The organism is Burkholderia sp. 22313, from assembly GCF_052045245.1.
In the GTDB taxonomy this organism is placed as follows: Bacteria; Pseudomonadota; Gammaproteobacteria; order Burkholderiales; family Burkholderiaceae; genus Burkholderia.
This window is the reverse complement of record NZ_JBQEON010000031.1, coordinates 1-16216: the sequence shown is the minus strand read 5'-3', so window position 1 is coordinate 16216 and position 16216 is coordinate 1. Positions and strand designations below refer to the sequence as shown.

General features: G+C 59.9%; 30 protein-coding genes. All 30 read right to left on the bottom strand.

What is annotated here, in order from left to right:
* Window positions 1–102: 102 nt before the first annotated feature.
* Complete coding sequence (rplQ, locus tag ACTJKF_RS23410; protein ID WP_440626517.1) at window positions 103–498, bottom strand: 50S ribosomal protein L17; 396 nt, start codon at window positions 496–498, stop codon at window positions 103–105.
* A 148-nt stretch (window positions 499–646) separates the two neighbouring features.
* On the bottom strand, window positions 647–1624 hold the full coding sequence (locus ACTJKF_RS23405) for a DNA-directed RNA polymerase subunit alpha (protein WP_006477176.1): 978 nt from the start codon (window positions 1622–1624) through the stop codon (window positions 647–649).
* 124 nt (window positions 1625–1748) lie between these two features.
* Window positions 1749–2372: a 30S ribosomal protein S4 gene (gene rpsD, locus ACTJKF_RS23400; protein ID WP_166966043.1), complete on the bottom strand. Its 624-nt coding sequence runs from the start codon at window positions 2370–2372 to the stop codon at window positions 1749–1751.
* Window positions 2373–2528: 156 nt separating this feature from the next.
* Complete coding sequence (gene rpsK / locus ACTJKF_RS23395; protein WP_004197937.1) at window positions 2529–2930, bottom strand: 30S ribosomal protein S11; 402 nt, start codon at window positions 2928–2930, stop codon at window positions 2529–2531.
* A 28-nt stretch (window positions 2931–2958) separates the two neighbouring features.
* A complete protein-coding gene (rpsM, locus tag ACTJKF_RS23390; protein WP_014898353.1) occupies window positions 2959–3324 on the bottom strand; it encodes a 30S ribosomal protein S13 in 366 nt (121 codons plus the stop codon).
* Window positions 3325–3362: 38 nt separating this feature from the next.
* Window positions 3363–3479 (bottom strand): 50S ribosomal protein L36, encoded by a 117-nt coding sequence (gene rpmJ, locus ACTJKF_RS23385; protein ID WP_004199844.1) that lies wholly within the window; start codon window positions 3477–3479, stop codon window positions 3363–3365.
* A 20-nt stretch (window positions 3480–3499) separates the two neighbouring features.
* Entirely contained in the window at window positions 3500–3718 is a 219-nt protein-coding gene (gene infA / locus ACTJKF_RS23380; protein ID WP_004521905.1) for a translation initiation factor IF-1, read from the bottom strand.
* An 8-nt stretch (window positions 3719–3726) separates the two neighbouring features.
* On the bottom strand, window positions 3727–5076 hold the full coding sequence (gene secY, locus ACTJKF_RS23375) for a preprotein translocase subunit SecY (protein ID WP_440626512.1): 1350 nt from the start codon (window positions 5074–5076) through the stop codon (window positions 3727–3729).
* Window positions 5077–5118: 42 nt separating this feature from the next.
* Window positions 5119–5553, bottom strand: coding sequence for a 50S ribosomal protein L15 (gene rplO, locus ACTJKF_RS23370; RefSeq protein ID WP_006482880.1), 435 nt, complete (start codon window positions 5551–5553; stop codon window positions 5119–5121).
* A 26-nt stretch (window positions 5554–5579) separates the two neighbouring features.
* Window positions 5580–5762, bottom strand: coding sequence for a 50S ribosomal protein L30 (gene rpmD / locus ACTJKF_RS23365; RefSeq protein WP_006400644.1), 183 nt, complete (start codon window positions 5760–5762; stop codon window positions 5580–5582).
* A 15-nt stretch (window positions 5763–5777) separates the two neighbouring features.
* A complete protein-coding gene (gene rpsE / locus ACTJKF_RS23360) occupies window positions 5778–6296 on the bottom strand; it encodes a 30S ribosomal protein S5 (RefSeq protein WP_006752931.1) in 519 nt (172 codons plus the stop codon).
* Between the two features lie 14 nt (window positions 6297–6310).
* Entirely contained in the window at window positions 6311–6676 is a 366-nt protein-coding gene (rplR, locus tag ACTJKF_RS23355) for a 50S ribosomal protein L18 (protein WP_006477183.1), read from the bottom strand.
* A gap of 12 nt (window positions 6677–6688) precedes the next feature.
* The gene (gene rplF, locus ACTJKF_RS23350) at window positions 6689–7219 is read right to left on the bottom strand and encodes a 50S ribosomal protein L6 (RefSeq protein WP_006758786.1); all 531 of its coding nucleotides are present in this window, start codon (window positions 7217–7219) and stop codon (window positions 6689–6691) included.
* Window positions 7220–7237: 18 nt separating this feature from the next.
* Window positions 7238–7633, bottom strand: coding sequence for a 30S ribosomal protein S8 (gene rpsH / locus ACTJKF_RS23345; protein ID WP_006477185.1), 396 nt, complete (start codon window positions 7631–7633; stop codon window positions 7238–7240).
* Window positions 7634–7647: 14 nt separating this feature from the next.
* Window positions 7648–7953, bottom strand: a complete 306-nt coding sequence (gene rpsN, locus ACTJKF_RS23340) for a 30S ribosomal protein S14 (protein ID WP_006482884.1) — start codon at window positions 7951–7953, stop codon at window positions 7648–7650.
* A gap of 7 nt (window positions 7954–7960) precedes the next feature.
* Window positions 7961–8500 carry a 50S ribosomal protein L5 gene (gene rplE / locus ACTJKF_RS23335; RefSeq protein ID WP_006477186.1) on the bottom strand — a complete coding sequence of 180 codons (540 nt, stop codon included), beginning with the start codon at window positions 8498–8500 and terminating at the stop codon, window positions 7961–7963.
* A gap of 16 nt (window positions 8501–8516) precedes the next feature.
* Window positions 8517–8825, bottom strand: coding sequence for a 50S ribosomal protein L24 (rplX, locus tag ACTJKF_RS23330; RefSeq protein ID WP_006477187.1), 309 nt, complete (start codon window positions 8823–8825; stop codon window positions 8517–8519).
* A 9-nt stretch (window positions 8826–8834) separates the two neighbouring features.
* Window positions 8835–9203, bottom strand: a complete 369-nt coding sequence (gene rplN, locus ACTJKF_RS23325) for a 50S ribosomal protein L14 (protein WP_006752929.1) — start codon at window positions 9201–9203, stop codon at window positions 8835–8837.
* Between the two features lie 309 nt (window positions 9204–9512).
* Window positions 9513–9785, bottom strand: coding sequence for a 30S ribosomal protein S17 (gene rpsQ, locus ACTJKF_RS23320; protein WP_440626506.1), 273 nt, complete (start codon window positions 9783–9785; stop codon window positions 9513–9515).
* A complete protein-coding gene (gene rpmC, locus ACTJKF_RS23315) occupies window positions 9782–9976 on the bottom strand; it encodes a 50S ribosomal protein L29 (protein WP_006400652.1) in 195 nt (64 codons plus the stop codon). Before rpmC ends, rpsQ begins: the two co-directional genes overlap by 4 nt.
* Before the next feature lie 9 nt (window positions 9977–9985).
* Window positions 9986–10402: a 50S ribosomal protein L16 gene (gene rplP, locus ACTJKF_RS23310; protein ID WP_006482873.1), complete on the bottom strand. Its 417-nt coding sequence runs from the start codon at window positions 10400–10402 to the stop codon at window positions 9986–9988.
* A gap of 2 nt (window positions 10403–10404) precedes the next feature.
* Complete coding sequence (gene rpsC / locus ACTJKF_RS23305; protein ID WP_006482899.1) at window positions 10405–11205, bottom strand: 30S ribosomal protein S3; 801 nt, start codon at window positions 11203–11205, stop codon at window positions 10405–10407.
* An 11-nt stretch (window positions 11206–11216) separates the two neighbouring features.
* Window positions 11217–11546 (bottom strand): 50S ribosomal protein L22, encoded by a 330-nt coding sequence (rplV, locus tag ACTJKF_RS23300; RefSeq protein ID WP_004199272.1) that lies wholly within the window; start codon window positions 11544–11546, stop codon window positions 11217–11219.
* Between the two features lie 12 nt (window positions 11547–11558).
* Window positions 11559–11834: a 30S ribosomal protein S19 gene (gene rpsS, locus ACTJKF_RS23295; protein ID WP_004199273.1), complete on the bottom strand. Its 276-nt coding sequence runs from the start codon at window positions 11832–11834 to the stop codon at window positions 11559–11561.
* 10 nt (window positions 11835–11844) lie between these two features.
* Entirely contained in the window at window positions 11845–12672 is an 828-nt protein-coding gene (rplB, locus tag ACTJKF_RS23290; protein WP_440626499.1) for a 50S ribosomal protein L2, read from the bottom strand.
* A 2-nt stretch (window positions 12673–12674) separates the two neighbouring features.
* On the bottom strand, window positions 12675–12989 hold the full coding sequence (gene rplW / locus ACTJKF_RS23285) for a 50S ribosomal protein L23 (RefSeq protein ID WP_004199275.1): 315 nt from the start codon (window positions 12987–12989) through the stop codon (window positions 12675–12677).
* Window positions 12986–13606, bottom strand: coding sequence for a 50S ribosomal protein L4 (gene rplD / locus ACTJKF_RS23280; protein ID WP_006477192.1), 621 nt, complete (start codon window positions 13604–13606; stop codon window positions 12986–12988). Before rplD ends, rplW begins: the two co-directional genes overlap by 4 nt.
* Window positions 13606–14256, bottom strand: a complete 651-nt coding sequence (gene rplC / locus ACTJKF_RS23275; protein ID WP_006752926.1) for a 50S ribosomal protein L3 — start codon at window positions 14254–14256, stop codon at window positions 13606–13608. Before rplC ends, rplD begins: the two co-directional genes overlap by 1 nt.
* A 178-nt stretch (window positions 14257–14434) precedes the next feature.
* Window positions 14435–14746, bottom strand: a complete 312-nt coding sequence (rpsJ, locus tag ACTJKF_RS23270; protein ID WP_004199280.1) for a 30S ribosomal protein S10 — start codon at window positions 14744–14746, stop codon at window positions 14435–14437.
* Window positions 14747–15034: 288 nt separating this feature from the next.
* Window positions 15035–16216: elongation factor Tu (tuf, locus tag ACTJKF_RS23265; protein WP_027805213.1), on the bottom strand; the 1182-nt coding region annotated here is incomplete at its 5' end.

Genomic DNA, 16216 nt, shown 5'->3' with positions numbered 1-16216 from the left:
GGCACCGGCCTGCGACAATCGATCGCAGCCCCGGCGGCGCCAAAAACAAAAAGGGCCAAGCAATCGCTCGGCCCTTTTCAGAGACTGCTGCGTACCGGAAGCTTATTCAGCTTCTTGCACGTTTTCCGTTTCGTCGACTTCCGGACGATCGAGCAGCTCGACCAGTGCCATCGGTGCGTTGTCACCGACGCGGAAGCCGAACTTCAGCACGCGCAGGTAGCCGCCCGGACGGTCCGCGAAACGCGGACCGAGCACGTCGAACAGCTTCGCCACCGAGTCACGATCGCGCAGGCGGTTGAACGCCAGGCGACGGTTTGCCAGCGACGGCTTCTTGCCGAGCGTGATCAGCGGCTCGACGACTTTACGGAGTTCCTTCGCCTTCGGCAGCGTCGTCTTGATGACTTCGTGCTCGATCAGCGAGTTGGACATGTTACGGAGCATAGCCAGACGGTGGCTGCTCGTGCGGTTCAGTTTCCGCAGACCATGACGATGGCGCATTTCAGTTTCCTTGATTCAAAGTTTTGATCCAGCTCTTCTATCGCACCTCTGGGGTGCACGGGCCGGTAACGAAAAAAAGCAAGATGCGGATTTTAAAGGAAAATCCGCATCTTTGCCAACTACAGCTACAACCAGGCTACAAGCGGGCTTACTTGTCGAGACCAGCCGGCGGCCAGTTTTCGAGCTTCATGCCCAGCGTGAGACCGCGCGAAGCGAGCACTTCCTTGATCTCGTTGAGCGACTTGCGACCGAGGTTCGGCGTCTTCAGCAGCTCGTTTTCCGTGCGCTGGATCAGGTCGCCGATGTAGTAGATGTTCTCGGCCTTCAGGCAGTTCGCCGAACGGACCGTCAGCTCGAGATCGTCCACCGGACGCAGCAGGATCGGATCGATCTGCGGTGCGCGCGACGGTGCCTCGGCAGCCGTTTCCGTGCCTTCCAGCGCCGCAAATACGGACAGCTGGTCGACCAGGATGCGGGCCGATTGACGGATCGCCTCTTCCGGGGTGATCACGCCGCTCGTCTCGATGTTCATCACGAGCTTGTCGAGGTCGGTACGCTGCTCGACACGTGCGCTTTCAACGGCATAGCTCACGCGGCGAACCGGCGAGAACGATGCGTCGAGGACGATGCGGCCGATGATCTTGGCCGTGTCTTCGCCGTAGCGACGGACGTTGCCGGGCACATAGCCGCGACCCTTTTCGATCTTGATCTGAACGTCGAGCTTGCCGCCCTTCGACAGGTGTGCGATCACGTGATTCGGGTTGATGACTTCGCAATCGTGCGCCAGCTCGATATCGCCGGCCGTGACGACGCCTTCGCCTTCCTTGCGCAGGGTCACCGTCACTTCGTCACGGTTGTGCAGCTTGAACACCACACCCTTCAGGTTCAGCAGCAGGTTGACGACGTCCTCTTGCACGCCGTCAAGCGTCGAGTACTCGTGCACCACGCCTGCGATCGTCACTTCGGTCGGCGCGTAGCCAACCATCGACGACAGCAGCACGCGGCGAAGCGCGTTGCCCAAGGTGTGGCCGTAACCGCGTTCGAACGGTTCCATGACCACCCTCGCGTGGTTCTCGCCCAGCGATTCCACGGCGATGATCTTGGGTTTCAGCAAACTGGTTTGCATGGGCTTTCCTCTTCAATACCCTCGGCTCGTTACACCGATAAGGCTGACCGGTAACAACCAGAAAATAAACAGCCGAGGGCCCTCCTTGCGCAACGCAATCGGGGTACCTCGGCCGTCAATCGGATTAACGCGAATACAATTCGACGATCAGGCTTTCGTTGATGTCGCCTGCGATGTCAGCGCGTTCCGGCATTTGCTTGAACGTGCCTTCGAACTTCTTCGCATCGACTGCAACCCAGCTCGGCATGCCGCCTTGCTCGGCCAGCGACAGCGCTTCGACGATACGCGCCTGCTTCTTTGCCTTTTCGCGGATCGCGACGACGTCACCCGACTTCACTTGCTGCGACGGGACGTTCGCGACGACGCCGTTCACGGTGATCGACTTGTGGCTCACCAGCTGACGCGCTTCAGCGCGGGTCGAACCGAAGCCCATGCGATACACGACGTTGTCGAGACGCGACTCGAGCAGTTGCAGCAGGTTTTCACCCGTGTTGCCCTTGCGGCGGTCGGCTTCAGCGAAGTAGCGGCGGAACTGACGCTCCAGCACGCCGTAAATACGCTTGACCTTCTGCTTTTCGCGCAGCTGCGTACCATAGTCGGACGTACGTGCGCCCGAGGTACGGCCGTGCTGACCCGGCTTGCTGTCGAGCTTGCACTTGTCGGCGAGCGAGCGGCGCGCGCTCTTCAGGAACAGGTCGGTGCCTTCACGGCGGGACAGCTTGGCCTTAGGGCCGATATAACGTGCCACTTTGCATTCCTTTATCAATCAGTCACGCGGATCGGGATCCGCGCTAGTTCGCGCCCTTTGGGGCGAACGGTGGGCTTAGTCAATCAAAAAAGCAACGCCCGTCGACGCTACGCGGCGACAGGCAAATGCGCCAGCACGAACGTGCCAGCAGCATTCTCAGATACGACGGCGCTTCGGCGGACGGCAGCCGTTGTGCGGAATCGGGGTGACGTCCGAAATCGCGGTGATCTTGATGCCGAGGCCATGCAGTGCACGCACTGCCGACTCGCGACCCGGGCCCGGGCCCTTGATCCGCACTTCCAGATTCTTCACGCCATATTCCATCGCCACGCGACCGGCCGACTCAGCAGCAACCTGAGCAGCGAACGGCGTCGACTTGCGCGAGCCCTTGAAGCCCTGGCCGCCCGACGTCGCCCATGCCAGTGCATTGCCCTGGCGATCGGTGATCGTGATGATCGTGTTGTTGAACGACGCGTGAACGTGAACCACGCCTTCAGCGACGTTCTTCTTAACCTTCTTGCGAACGCGTTGCGCCGCGGTGTTCGAAGCCTTAGCCATTACGTTTTCCTGTAACTGTCAGTTCCGCTTACTTCTTCAGCGCTTGCGCTGCACGACGCGGACCCTTGCGGGTACGTGCGTTCGTACGCGTACGCTGACCGCGCATCGGCAGGCCCTTGCGATGACGAACACCACGGTAGCAACCGAGGTCCATCAGGCGCTTGATGTTCATCGTCACTTCACGGCGCAGATCGCCTTCGACGATGAACTTGCCCACTTCTTCACGCAGCTTTTCGAGGTCTGCGTCGGTCAGGTCCTTGACCTTCTTCGAGAATTCCACGCCAGACGCCACGCAGATGCTGCGCGAGCGCGTGCGGCCGATACCGAAGATTGCCGTCAGGCCGATCTCGGTATGCTGGTGATTCGGGATGTTAACCCCTGCGATACGAGCCATTGTTTTTCCTCAAACAAAAAGCGCAAACAAACGCGCGGTCAGCCTTGGCGCTGCTTGTGGCGCGGATCCGAGCTGCAGATCACGCGAACGACGCCTTTGCGCTTGATGATCTTGCAATTGCGGCAAATGCGCTTAACCGATGCCATCACTTTCATGATAATACCCTTTTTTCAAATCACTTCGCCCGGAACACGATCCGCGCACGAGACAGATCGTAAGGCGTCAATTCAACCGTCACCTTGTCGCCCGGCAGGATGCGGATGTAGTGCATCCGCATCTTCCCGGAGATATGCCCCAACACGACATGGCCGTTTTCCAGCTTCACGCGGAAGGTCGCATTCGGGAGGTTTTCGATCACCTCACCCTGCATCTGGATTACATCGTCTTTGGCCATAGTCCGAATTAACGCATTGGGATGTTGCCGCCCTTGAAGTTTGCCTTCTTGAGCAGCGACTCATACTGTTGCGACATAACGTACGACTGCACCTGCGCCATGAAGTCCATCGTGACGACGACAATGATCAGCAGCGACGTTCCACCAAAATAAAACGGCACGTTCCAGCGCAGCACCAGGAATTCCGGCAGCAGACACACGAAGACGATGTAGATCGCACCGGCCAGCGTCAGACGCGTGAGGATGCGGTCGATATATCGTGCGGTCTGATCGCCCGGACGAATGCCCGGAACAAACGCGCCGCTCTTCTTCAGGTTGTCCGCGGTTTCCCTGCTGTTGAACACCAGTGCGGTGTAGAAGAAGCAGAAAAACACGATTGCCAGCGTGTACAGCAACACATAGACCGGCTGACCCGGCTTCAGCGCCTCCGCGACGTTATGCAACGTGTTGGAGATCCAGCTCCCCGTCGGTTGACCCGTGCTGAACCAGCCGAGAATCGTGGCCGGGAACAGGATGATCGACGATGCGAAGATCGGCGGAATCACGCCCGACATGTTCAGCTTCAGCGGCAAGTGCGACGACTGTCCACCGTAGATCTTGTTGCCGACCTGGCGCTTCGCGTAGTTCACGAGGATCTTGCGCTGACCGCGTTCGATGAACACGACCACGTAAGTCACCGCGGCAATCAGAACGACGATGATGATCGCCGAAATGATGCTCATCGAACCCGTGCGCACCAGCTCGAACAGCCCACCGACGGCATTCGGGAACCCTGCTGCGATCCCGCCGAAGATGATGATCGAGATGCCGTTGCCCAGACCACGCTCGGTGATCTGCTCACCCAGCCACATCAGGAACATCGTGCCGGTAACCAGCGTCACGACCGTCGTCAGTCGGAACAGCATGCCGGGGTCGATGACGAGGCCCGGCTGGTTTTCCAGCGCAGCCGCGATACCGAACGCCTGGAAGGTCGCGAGCACCACGGTGAAATACCGCGTGTACTGCGTGATCTTCCGTTGCCCTGCCTGCCCTTCCTTCTTCAGCGCCTCGAGCTGCGGCGAGACGATCGCCAGCAGCTGCATGATGATCGACGCCGAGATGTACGGCATGATCCCCAGCGCAAAGATCGTGAAGCGGGAAAGCGCGCCACCCGAGAACATGTTGAACATGCCCAGGATGCCGCCCGCCTGACTCTGGAACAGCTTCGCCAGTTGATCCGGATCGATGCCCGGCACGGGGATGTGCGCGCCGATGCGATAGACGATCAGCGCCAGGAGCAGAAACATCGCTCGCCGACGCAGATCGCCGAATTTCGCCGTGCTTCGACCGGGTTTTGCAAGACTCGGGCTGTTAGCCAAGTACCTTCTCCGATGAATGCAAGTAACGACGCGCTACGCGTGTCACTCGGCGAACGAACCGCCAGCCGCTTCGATCGCAGCGCGCGCACCCTTGGTGGCACCGAGACCCTTCACGACGATCTTGCGCTTCAGTTCGCCCGTCGCGATGATCTTTGCGCTCTTCGTCAGCTCGCCGACCAGGCCGGCTTGCTTCAGTGCGAGCAGATCGATTTCATCGACCGGCAGCTTCTCGAGGTCGCCCAGGCGCACTTCACCGACGAATTCCTTCGTCAGCGACGTGAAGCCGCGCTTCGGCAGACGACGTTGCAGAGGCATCTGACCGCCTTCGAAACCGACTTTGTGGAAGCCGCCCGAACGCGATTTCTGACCCTTGTGACCACGGCCAGCCGTCTTGCCGAGGCCCGAACCGATGCCGCGGCCGACGCGACGCTTGGCGTGCTTTGCACCAGCGGCCGGCTTCAGGTTATTCAATTCCATATCAACTCCTTGATCCGTAGGGCCGCTTACGCGATGACCTTAACGAGGTACGAGACCTTGTTGATCATGCCGCGGACCGCCGGCGTGTCCTGCAGCTCGCTAACCGAGTTGAGTCGGCGCAGGCCCAGGCCACGCACGGTCGCGCGGTGCGATTCGCGGGTCCCGATCAGGCTCTTAACGAGCTGAACCTTGACAGTTTTTTCAGACATGGTGACCACCCGGGCTTAGCCCAAAATATCTTCGACGGACTTGCCGCGCTTCGCCGCGATGTCTGCCGGGGTCGACTGCTTGCGCAGACCGTCCAGCGTGGCGCGAACGAGGTTGTACGGGTTCGTCGAACCGTGGCTCTTCGCCACGACGTTCTGAACGCCCATCACGTCGAACACTGCGCGCATCGGGCCGCCGGCGATCACGCCCGTACCTGCCTTCGCCGGAGCGAGGAGGACAGCGGATGCGCCATGCTTGCCGTGCACTTCGTGCTGCAGCGTGCCGTTCTTGAGCGGCACCTTGAACATGTTGCGGCGAGCTTGTTCCATTGCCTTCTGGACAGCGACCGGCACTTCCTTCGCCTTGCCCTTGCCCATACCGATACGGCCATCACCATCGCCAACCACGGTCAGTGCGGCGAAGCCGAGAATACGGCCACCCTTCACGACCTTGGTCACGCGATTGACCGAAATCATCTTTTCACGAAGGCCGTCGTCGCGCTCGTCAGCCTGAACTTTCGCTTGCATCTTTGCCATGACGAATTCCTTCCTTAGAACTTGAGCCCAGCTTCGCGAGCTGCCTCAGCCAGCGCCTTGACGCGGCCATGGTAGCGGAAGCCCGAGCGGTCGAAGGCGACGGATTCGATGCCGGCAGCCTTTGCCTTCTCGGCAATACGCTTGCCGATCAGCGTCGCGGCATTAACGTTGCCGCCCTTGCCCGACTTGTCGGCCAGTTCGGCGCGCACTTCTGCCTCGAGCGTCGACGCGCTGGCGAGCACCTTGGTGCCGCAGGGCGAGAACACTTGAGCGTAGATGTGCGTGTTCGTGCGATGCACGGCGAGACGCGCGACCTGCAGCTCAGCGATCTTGATACGCGTCTGGCGAGCGCGGCGCAGGCGAGATTGAGTCTTATCCATGATTGCGCACCCTTACTTCTTCTTCGTTTCTTTGAGGATCACAACCTCGTCGGAATAGCGCACGCCCTTGCCCTTGTAGGGCTCCGGCGGACGGTAACCGCGGACTTCCGCAGCCACTTGACCGACTTGTTGCTTGTTGATCCCCTTGATCACGATTTCGGTTTGCGTCGGGGTTTCAGCCTTGACGCCTTCCGGCATCTGGTGCACCACCGGGTGCGAGAAACCCAGCGACAGGTTCAGCTTGTCGCCTTGCGCTTGCGCACGATAACCGACGCCAACCAGCGTCAGCTTGCGCTCGAAACCCTTGGTCACGCCGTGCACGGCATTCGCGATGATCGCGCGCATCGTGCCCGACAGTGCATTTGCTTCGCGGCTTTCGTCGACCGGCGACAGATTCAGCGTGCCGTCGTTGTTCGCCACGTTCACGAGCGGATTGATCGCTTGCGTGATGGTGCCCAGCGGGCCCTTGACGGTGATCGCACCGTCGGCCAGCTTGACTTCCGCGCCTTGCAGCGCGATCGGGCTCTTACCTACTCGAGACATGTTTCTCTCTCCTCGGCTTTAAGCAACGTAGCAGATGACTTCGCCGCCGACGCCGGTAGCGCGCGCCTTGCGGTCGGTCATCACGCCCTTCGGCGTCGACACGATTGCCACGCCCAGGCCGTTCATGACCTGAGGAATGTCGTTACGGCCGCGGTACACGCGCAGACCAGGCTTCGACACGCGCTCGAGGCGTTCGATGACCGGGCGACCTGCGTAGTACTTCAGCGCGATATTCAGTTCGGACTTCGCACCTTCCGCCTTGACGGCGAAATCGTCGATATAACCTTCGTCCTTCAGGACTTGCGCGATTGCAACCTTGACCTTCGACGAGGGCATCGCAACCGATACCTTCTCGACCATCTGCGCGTTGCGGATGCGAGTCAGCATATCGGCGATAGGATCACTCATGCTCATTTACGTTTCTCCTATTACCAGCTCGCCTTGGTCAGGCCAGGAATCTCGCCACGGAATGCGATTTCACGAATCTTGTTACGCGCGAGGCCGAATTTACGGAACGTGCCACGCGGACGGCCCGTGATCGCGCAGCGGTTACGCTGGCGGGTCGGGTTTGCGTTGCGGGGCAGTTGCTGCAGCTCAAGGCGTGCTTCGTAGCGCTCTTCTTCCGACTTGCTTTGGTCTTCGACGATCGCCTTCAGCGCTTCGCGCTTTGCTGCGAACTTCGCGACCAGGCGGGCGCGCTTCTTTTCACGTTCGATCAGTGCCAGTTTAGCCACGGTAACCTCAGTTTCTGAACGGGAACTTGAAGCTGGCGAGCAGAGCCTTTGCTTCGTCGTCGGTCTTCGCAGTCGTCGTGATGCTGATGTTCAGCCCACGCAGTGCGTCGATCTTGTCGTAGTCGATTTCGGGGAAAATGATCTGCTCTTTCACACCGATGTTGTAGTTGCCGCGGCCATCGAAGGCACGACCCGACACACCGCGGAAGTCACGCACGCGGGGCAGGGCAACGGTCACGAAACGGTCGAGGAATTCGTACATCGCCTGGCCACGCAGCGTCACCATCGCGCCGATCGGGTAACCCTGGCGGATCTTGAAGCCTGCGATTGCCTTGCGTGCCTTCGTGACGACCGGCTTCTGACCAGCGATCTTCGTGAGGTCGCCAACGGCGTTCTCGATGATCTTCTTGTCAGCGATCGCTTCGCCAAGACCCATGTTCAGCGTGATCTTGGTGATACGCGGCACTTCCATGACCGACTTGTAACCGAACTTCTCGATCAGGCCGGGCACAACCTTTTCTTTGTAAAACTCTTGAAAACGAGCCATTTTTTACTCCGCTGCGTCAGGCGCTCAGTACGGCACCGGTCGTCTTCAGGAAGCGAACCTTCTTGCCTTCCTCGACCTTGATGCCAACACGCGACGCCTTGCCATTCGCGTCGACCAGTGCGACGTTCGAAATATGCAGGGGCATCGTCTTCGCTTCCACGCCGCCCGTCGTACCCTTCATCGGGTTCGGCTTCACATGCTTCTTGACGAGGTTGATACCTTCAACCGTCACATGTTCAGCACCGACAGCCAGCACGACGCCGCGCTTGCCCTTGTCCTTGCCAGTGACGACGATGACCTCGTCACCTTTGCGAATCTTGTTCATCGCGACTCCTTACAGCACTTCCGGCGCCAGCGAAACGATCTTCATGAATCGTTCGCTACGCAGCTCACGCGTCACCGGCCCGAAGATACGGGTGCCGATCGGCTCAAGCTTGTTATTCAAAAGCACAGCGGCGTTGCCGTCGAACTTGATCAGCGAGCCGTCTTGACGGCGAACACCCTTGGCGGTGCGGACCACCACGGCGTTGTAGATTTCGCCTTTCTTCACGCGCCCGCGCGGCGTTGCTTCTTTGACGGTCACCTTGATGATGTCGCCAATGCCGGCATAACGACGCTTCGAGCCGCCGAGCACCTTGATGCACATGACTTCACGTGCACCCGTGTTGTCGGCTACTTCGAGCCGAGATTCGGTCTGGATCATGGTTTGTCTTTCCCAACTTAATCCGGATGCACCACCATGATGCATTCGGTCAGTCTTGGTCCCGTCAGCCAATCGGCTGCTTGGGTTGGAACAGCAGCGACGGCAAACGAAACCCGCCATCGCAATTCGGTGAATCTTTCGGACAGGCTGGCGCCAGTCCGCTTCCCCCACCAACTTCGCCCGCGACGGGGCTCCCATAAAGAGGGAAGACCAGGATTATAACAAATAACCCTGGTCACGCAAGCAAAAACTTTGCGATTTCAAGCACTTCGTGGCGAAGTGCTTGTTACTGCCTACTGCGCTGCCCGCTTAGATGACGCGAGCTGCTTCGACGAGGCGCGACACCGTCCAGGCCTTCGTCTTCGACAGAGGACGAGTTTCCTGGATTTCAACGAGGTCACCCTCGTTGCAGGTGTTCGCTTCATCATGCGCGTGGTACTTCTTCGAGCGCACGACATACTTGCCGTAGATCGGGTGCTTGACGCGGTGCTCGATCAGCACGGTGACGGTCTTGTCCATCTTGTTGCTGACGACCCGACCGACCAGCGTCCGCTTCAGCGAGGTTTTCACGCTATCGTTCATTTCTGGTTCGCCTTCTGAGTCATGACGGTCCGCACACGTGCGATGTCGCGACGAACCTTCTTCAGCTGACTCGTGTTCGTGAGCTGCTGGGTCGCGAGTTGCATGCGCAGGCCGAATTGCGCCTTCAGCAGGTCCGCCAGCTCCTTGTTGAGCGCGGCCTGGTCTTTCTGGAGAAGTTCGGAAGCCTTCATGTTTTCTCCTTAGGCGCCGAGCTGGCGCACGATGAACGCCGTCTTCAGCGGCAGCTTGGCTGCAGCCAGACGGAACGCTTCGCGTGCCAGTTCTTCGGTTACGCCGTCCATTTCATAGAGCATCTTGCCCGGCTGGATTTCGGCGACGTAGTACTCCGGGTTACCCTTACCGTTACCCATACGCACTTCTGCCGGCTTTTGCGAAATCGGCTTGTCCGGGAAGATCCGGATCCAGATGCGGCCGCCACGCTTGATGTGACGCGTCATTGCACGACGCGCCGCTTCAATCTGACGTGCGGTCAAACGACCGCGACCGATCGCCTTCAGGCCGAATTCACCGAACGACACTGCGTTGCCGCGCGTCGCCTTGCCGGTGTTGCGACCCTTCTGCTCTTTGCGATACTTCCTGCGTTTCGGTTGCAGCATCGTTATTCTCCAGTCTTGCCGTCTTCCGGCTTGCCGGCGCCACGGCGCGGTGCGCCACGACGAGCACCCGGAGCGCCGCCTTCGCCGTCACGGCGCGGACGACGGTCGCCCGGACGCGCATTGCGACGCGGACGCTTGTCTTCGGCTACTTCTTCCACCACCGGCGCGTCATTGCGGCCGAGCGTGTCGCCCTTGTACACCCACACCTTGACGCCGATGATCCCGTAGGTCGTCTTCGCTTCCGAAGTCGCGTAGTCGATGTCGGCACGCAGCGTGTGAAGCGGCACGCGACCTTCGCGATACCACTCCGTACGAGCGATTTCGATACCGTTCAGACGGCCTGCGCTCATGATCTTGATGCCTTGGGCACCCAGACGCATCGCGTTCTGCATCGCACGCTTCATCGCGCGACGGAACATGATCCGGCGCTCGAGCTGTTGCGTGATCGAGTCAGCGATCAACTGAGCATCGGTTTCCGGCTTGCGGATCTCTTCGATGTTGACGTGAACCGGCACGCCCATGCGGCGTTGCAGTTCCGTCTTCAGCTGTTCGATATCCTCGCCCTTCTTGCCGATGACGACGCCCGGACGCGAGCTGTAAATCGTGATGCGCGCGTTCTTCGCCGGACGCTCGATGACGACCCGACCGACCGAAGCGTTCTTCAGCTTCTTCTTCAGGTATTCACGAACACCGATGTCTTCCTGCAGCATCGCCGCGAAATTGTTGTTGTTCGCGTACCAACGCGAAGCCCAATTGCGGCTGACAGCCAGGCGGAAGCCAGTCGGATGAATTTTCTGTCCCATCGTATGGCTCCTTAATTCCCGACCGTCACAGTGATGTGACAGGATTGCTTCTCGATGCGGTTACCGCGGCCCTTGGCGCGCGCGGTGAAACGCTTGAGCGATGCAGCCTTGTCGACGTAGATGCTCTTGATCTTGAGCTCGTCGATATCAGCGCCTTCGTTGTGCTCCGCATTCGCGATTGCCGACAGCACAACCTTCTTCACGATGCCAGCCGCCTTCTTCGGCGAGAACGTCAGAACGTTCAGCGCCTTGTCGACCGGCAAACCGCGGATCTGGTCAGCCACAAGGCGCGTTTTTTGCGCCGAGATGCGGGCACCGCGATGAATTGCTTTCACTTCCATCTTGATTGCCCCTTATTTCTTGGCCTTCTTGTCGGCTGCGTGACCCTTGAACGTACGGGTCAGTGCGAACTCGCCAAGCTTGTGGCCGACCATGTTTTCCGAGATGTACACCGGAACGTGTTGACGGCCGTTGTGAACAGCGATCGTCAGGCCGATGAAATCCGGCAGAATCGTCGAGCGACGCGACCAGGTCTTGATCGGCTTTTTGTCGCGCGAAGCTGCAGCCGCCTCAACTTTCTTCAGCAAATGGGCGTCGCAGAACGGACCTTTTTTTACAGAACGTGCCATTGCCTACTCCTTAACGCTTGTGACGGCGCTGGACGATCATCGTCGTCGTGCGCTTGTTGCTACGGGTACGGTAACCCTTAGCCGGCGTACCCCACGGGCTCACCGGGTCACGACCTGCAGCCGTCTTGCCCTCACCACCACCGTGCGGGTGATCAACCGGGTTCATCGCAACGCCACGCACCGTCGGGCGGATACCGCGCCAGCGGTTCGCGCCAGCCTTGCCGATCTGGCGCAGGCTATGCTCTTCGTTGCCGACTTCACCGATCGTTGCACGGCACTCGATGTGCACGCGGCGGATTTCGCCCGAACGCAGACGAACCTGCGCGTAGACGCCTTCACGTGCCAGCAGCATGGCCGACGTGCCAGCCGAACGCGCCATTTGCGCGCCCTTGCCCGGCAGCATCTCGATGCAGTGGATCGTCGTACCGACCGGAATGTTGCGGATCGGCAGCGTGTTGCCTGCGCGGATCGGCGCTTCCGAACCCGACATCAGCTGTTGGCCGACCGCCAGGCCCTTCGGGGCGATGATGTAGCGACGCTCGCCGTCTGCGTAGAGCACCAGCGCGATGTTCGCGCTACGGTTCGGGTCGTACTCGAGACGTTCGACCTTTGCCGGGATGCCATCCTTCGTGCGACGGAAATCGACGATACGGTAGTGCTGCTTGTGACCACCACCCTTGTGACGCGTGGTGATACGACCGTTGTTGTTACGGCCGGCGGTCGAGCTCTGCGTGTCGAGCAGTGCCGCGAACGGCTTGCCCTGGTGCAGGTTCTTGTTGACCACCTTGACCATCGCGCGGCGACCCGGCGATGTCGGCTTAACTTTAACGATTGCCATGATTACTTGGCCTCCGCTTCAAAGTTGATTTCCTGGCCGGGCTTCAGGCAAACGTACGCCTTCTTCACGTCCTTGCGGCGGCCCATCGAACGGCCGAAGCGCTTTTGCTTGCCCTTCTGAACCAGCACGTTGACCGAATCAACTTCAACCTTGAACAGCAGCTCGACAGCCGCCTTCACTTCCTGCTTCGTGGCATCCGGTGCGACTTCGAACACGACTTGCTCGTTCTTGTCGGCAACCAGCGTCGCCTTTTCCGAGATCACCGGTGCGAGCAGGACCTGCATCAAACGATGATCGTTCTTGCGAATCTCGCTCATGACAGCAACTCCTCGATCTGGGCGACCGCAGCCTTCGTGACCAGCACTTTCTTGAAGTAGATCAACGACAGCGGGTCAGCGTAGCGCGGCTCGACAATCGCCACGTGCGGCAGGTTGCGCGAAGCCAGGTACAGGTTCTCGTCGACCGTGTCCGTGATGATCAGAACGGAGTCGAGACCCATGGTCTTGAATTTGTCGGCCAGCAGCTTGGTCTTCGGCGCTTCGAGGATGATGTCCTCGACGACCGACAGACGGCCTTCACGGGCCAGCTGCGAGAAGATCGAGCAGAGACCTGCGCGATGCATCTTCTTGTTGACCTTGTGCGAGAAGTTCTCTTCCGGCGAGTTCGGGAAGATGCGACCACCGCCACGCCACAACGGGCTCGACGACATACCGGCACGAGCGCGGCCCGTACCCTTCTGACGCCACGGCTTCTTGGTGGTGTGCTTGACTTGCTCACGGTCCTTCTGCGCGCGGTTACCCTGGCGAGCATTCGCCTGGTACGCGACGACGACCTGGTGGATCAGCGCTTCGTTGTAGTCACGACCGAACACGACGTCCGACGCGTTGACCACTGCACCTTCCTGACCATTTTCATTCAGGAGCTTGAGTTCCATTATTTCGCCCCCTTGGTCTTGACGGCCGGCGTCACGAAAACCTTGCCGCCCTTCGCGCCCGGAATCGCACCCTTGACGAGCAGCAGCTTGCGCTCTGCATCGATACGAGCGATTTCGAGGTTCTGCACCGTCACCGTAACGTCACCGAGGTGACCCGTCATGCGCTTACCCGGGAAAACGCGACCCGGATCCTGCGCCATACCGATCGAGCCCGGCACGTTGTGCGAGCGCGAGTTACCGTGCGTGGCACGGCCGGAGGAGAAGTTGTAACGCTTGATCGTACCGGCGTAGCCCTTACCGATCGACACGCCTTGCACGTCGACCTTCTGGCCTACTTCGAAAAGATCAGCACCGACCACGGCGCCATTCGACAGCTCAGCTGCCTTGGCCGCGTCAATGCGGAATTCCTTGAGGATTTCACCGGCTTCGACACCGGCTTTGGCGAGATGACCTGCCAGCGGCTTCGTCACGCGCGATGCGCGGCGGGAGCCGAATGCAACCTGCACGGCCGTGTAGCCGTCGGTTTCAACAGTCTTGATCTGCGTCACGCGGTTGTCCGACACGTCCAGCACGGTGACGGGAATCGAATCCCCTTCAGCCGTGAAGATACGGGTCATGCCAACCTTGCGACCTACGAGTCCAAGGCTCATCATTTTCTCCATTCCCGACTGCGATTGGTCGGGGCTGATTTACAAAATGCCGGGCACGCAAGGCCCAACTTTTTTTCGCGAATACACGAAAAGCCAAGCAGTATAGCCCGACTTCTCGATTTCCGCAAGCAATACAAAGACTTAGCACCACCCGGCAAGCCGGCCGGCGCCGAAAGCCTTACTGCAGCTTGATTTCCACGTCGACGCCAGCCGGCAGGTCGAGCTTCATCAGCGCGTCAACCGTCTTGTCGGTCGGATCGACGATGTCCATCAGGCGCTGGTGGGTACGGATTTCGAGCTGATCGCGCGACGTCTTGTTGACGTGCGGCGAACGCAGGATGTCAAAACGCTGAATGCGCGTCGGCAGCGGCACCGGGCCACGGACGATTGCGCCAGTCCGCTTCGCGGTATCGACGATCTCGGCAGCCGATTGATCGATCAGGCGATAGTCGAATGCCTTCAGGCGAATGCGGATTTTCTGTTGCTGCATGACGATTCCTTGAAAAGAGCGAGGCGATGTTGCATCGCCGGACACTAAAAGAACGCGAACCCTGCTGCCTGCGGGGAGCGAAGCGCCAGGTTCCGAACGGTACTTCCACTGCTAAGCCCGCGATTCTACACGAAAATTCGGAGCGGTGGTGTGCGTTTGTCAATACAGCAATGCGCCCGCCTCAAAGAAAAACCGGGTGCCAGATCGAACTGGACACCCGGTTTCGGCGGTACGACTGCTACCTACCGTGGAATCGCGGACCCCGGAGGGATCCGCGGATCGTCGATATTACTCGATGATCTTGGCGACGACGCCCGCACCGACGGTACGGCCGCCTTCGCGGATTGCGAAGCGCAGGCCTTCTTCCATCGCGATCGGAGCGATCAGCTTCACCGTGATCGACACGTTGTCGCCCGGCATCACCATTTCCTTGTCCTTCGGCAGCTCGATCGAGCCCGTCACGTCCGTCGTACGGAAGTAGAACTGCGGACGGTAGTTGTTGAAGAACGGCGTGTGACGGCCGCCTTCGTCCTTGCTCAGCACGTACACTTCAGCCGTGAAGTGCGTGTGCGGCGTGATCGAACCCGGCTTCGCCAGAACCTGGCCACGCTCCACGTCTTCACGCTTCGTGCCGCGCAGCAGGATACCGACGTTGTCGCCTGCCTGACCTTGGTCCAGCAGCTTGCGGAACATTTCAACGCCCGTGCAGGTCGTCTTCACCGTCGGCTTGATACCGACGATTTCGATTTCTTCGCCGACCTTCACGATGCCGCGCTCGACACGACCCGTCACAACCGTACCACGGCCCGAGATCGAGAACACGTCTTCCACCGGCATCAGGAACGCGCCATCAACTGCACGCTCCGGCGTCGGGATGTACGTGTCCAGCGCGTCGGCCAGGCTCATGATCGCCACTTCGCCCAGCTCGCCCGTGTCGCCTTCCAGCGCCAGCTTCGCCGAACCCTTCACGATCGGCGTGTCGTCGCCCGGGAAGTCGTACTTCGACAGGAGTTCGCGAACTTCCATCTCGACCAGCTCGAGCAGTTCAGCGTCGTCCACCATGTCGCACTTGTTCAGGAACACGATGATGTACGGAACGCCAACCTGACGTGCCAGCAGGATGTGCTCACGCGTCTGCGGCATCGGGCCGTCTGCTGCCGAGCAAACCAGGATCGCGCCGTCCATCTGTGCCGCGCCCGTGATCATGTTCTTCACATAGTCAGCGTGGCCCGGGCAGTCGACGTGTGCGTAGTGGCGGTTAGCCGTTTCGTACTCGACGTGTGCCGTGTTGATCGTGATGCCGCGCGCCTTTTCTTCCGGTGCCGCGTCGATCTGGTCGTAGGCCTTCGCTTCGCCGCCGAACTTCTTCGTCAGCACCGTCGTGATCGCTGCCGTCAGCGTCGTCTTGCCGTGGTCAACGTGACCAATCGTACCAACGTTGACGTGCGGCTTGGTCCGCTCAAATTTACC

Coding starts and splice junctions, on each gene's coding strand:
- rplQ (WP_440626517.1), bottom strand. CDS start 498: ATGCGCCATCGTCATGGTCTGCGGAAACTGAACCGCACGAGCAGCCAC.
- ACTJKF_RS23405 (WP_006477176.1), bottom strand. CDS start 1,624: ATGCAAACCAGTTTGCTGAAACCCAAGATCATCGCCGTGGAATCGCTG.
- rpsK (WP_004197937.1), bottom strand. CDS start 2,930: ATGGCTAAGGCTTCGAACACCGCGGCGCAACGCGTTCGCAAGAAGGTT.
- rpsM (WP_014898353.1), bottom strand. CDS start 3,324: ATGGCTCGTATCGCAGGGGTTAACATCCCGAATCACCAGCATACCGAG.
- rpmJ (WP_004199844.1), bottom strand. CDS start 3,479: ATGAAAGTGATGGCATCGGTTAAGCGCATTTGCCGCAATTGCAAGATC.
- infA (WP_004521905.1), bottom strand. CDS start 3,718: ATGGCCAAAGACGATGTAATCCAGATGCAGGGTGAGGTGATCGAAAAC.
- rplO (WP_006482880.1), bottom strand. CDS start 5,553: ATGGAATTGAATAACCTGAAGCCGGCCGCTGGTGCAAAGCACGCCAAG.
- rpmD (WP_006400644.1), bottom strand. CDS start 5,762: ATGTCTGAAAAAACTGTCAAGGTTCAGCTCGTTAAGAGCCTGATCGGG.
- rpsE (WP_006752931.1), bottom strand. CDS start 6,296: ATGGCAAAGATGCAAGCGAAAGTTCAGGCTGACGAGCGCGACGACGGC.
- rplR (WP_006477183.1), bottom strand. CDS start 6,676: ATGGATAAGACTCAATCTCGCCTGCGCCGCGCTCGCCAGACGCGTATC.
- rplF (WP_006758786.1), bottom strand. CDS start 7,219: ATGTCTCGAGTAGGTAAGAGCCCGATCGCGCTGCAAGGCGCGGAAGTC.
- rpsH (WP_006477185.1), bottom strand. CDS start 7,633: ATGAGCATGAGTGATCCTATCGCCGATATGCTGACTCGCATCCGCAAC.
- rplE (WP_006477186.1), bottom strand. CDS start 8,500: ATGGCTCGTTTTCAAGAGTTTTACAAAGAAAAGGTTGTGCCCGGCCTG.
- rplX (WP_006477187.1), bottom strand. CDS start 8,825: ATGAACAAGATTCGCAAAGGTGACGAGGTCATCGTCGTCACTGGCAAG.
- rplN (WP_006752929.1), bottom strand. CDS start 9,203: ATGATCCAGACCGAATCTCGGCTCGAAGTAGCCGACAACACGGGTGCA.
- rpsQ (WP_440626506.1), bottom strand. CDS start 9,785: ATGAACGATAGCGTGAAAACCTCGCTGAAGCGGACGCTGGTCGGTCGG.
- rpmC (WP_006400652.1), bottom strand. CDS start 9,976: ATGAAGGCTTCCGAACTTCTCCAGAAAGACCAGGCCGCGCTCAACAAG.
- rplP (WP_006482873.1), bottom strand. CDS start 10,402: ATGCTGCAACCGAAACGCAGGAAGTATCGCAAAGAGCAGAAGGGTCGC.
- rpsC (WP_006482899.1), bottom strand. CDS start 11,205: ATGGGACAGAAAATTCATCCGACTGGCTTCCGCCTGGCTGTCAGCCGC.
- rplV (WP_004199272.1), bottom strand. CDS start 11,546: ATGGAAGTGAAAGCAATTCATCGCGGTGCCCGCATCTCGGCGCAAAAA.
- rpsS (WP_004199273.1), bottom strand. CDS start 11,834: ATGGCACGTTCTGTAAAAAAAGGTCCGTTCTGCGACGCCCATTTGCTG.
- rplB (WP_440626499.1), bottom strand. CDS start 12,672: ATGGCAATCGTTAAAGTTAAGCCGACATCGCCGGGTCGCCGCGCGATG.
- rplW (WP_004199275.1), bottom strand. CDS start 12,989: ATGAGCGAGATTCGCAAGAACGATCATCGTTTGATGCAGGTCCTGCTC.
- rplD (WP_006477192.1), bottom strand. CDS start 13,606: ATGGAACTCAAGCTCCTGAATGAAAATGGTCAGGAAGGTGCAGTGGTC.
- rplC (WP_006752926.1), bottom strand. CDS start 14,256: ATGAGCCTTGGACTCGTAGGTCGCAAGGTTGGCATGACCCGTATCTTC.
- rpsJ (WP_004199280.1), bottom strand. CDS start 14,746: ATGCAGCAACAGAAAATCCGCATTCGCCTGAAGGCATTCGACTATCGC.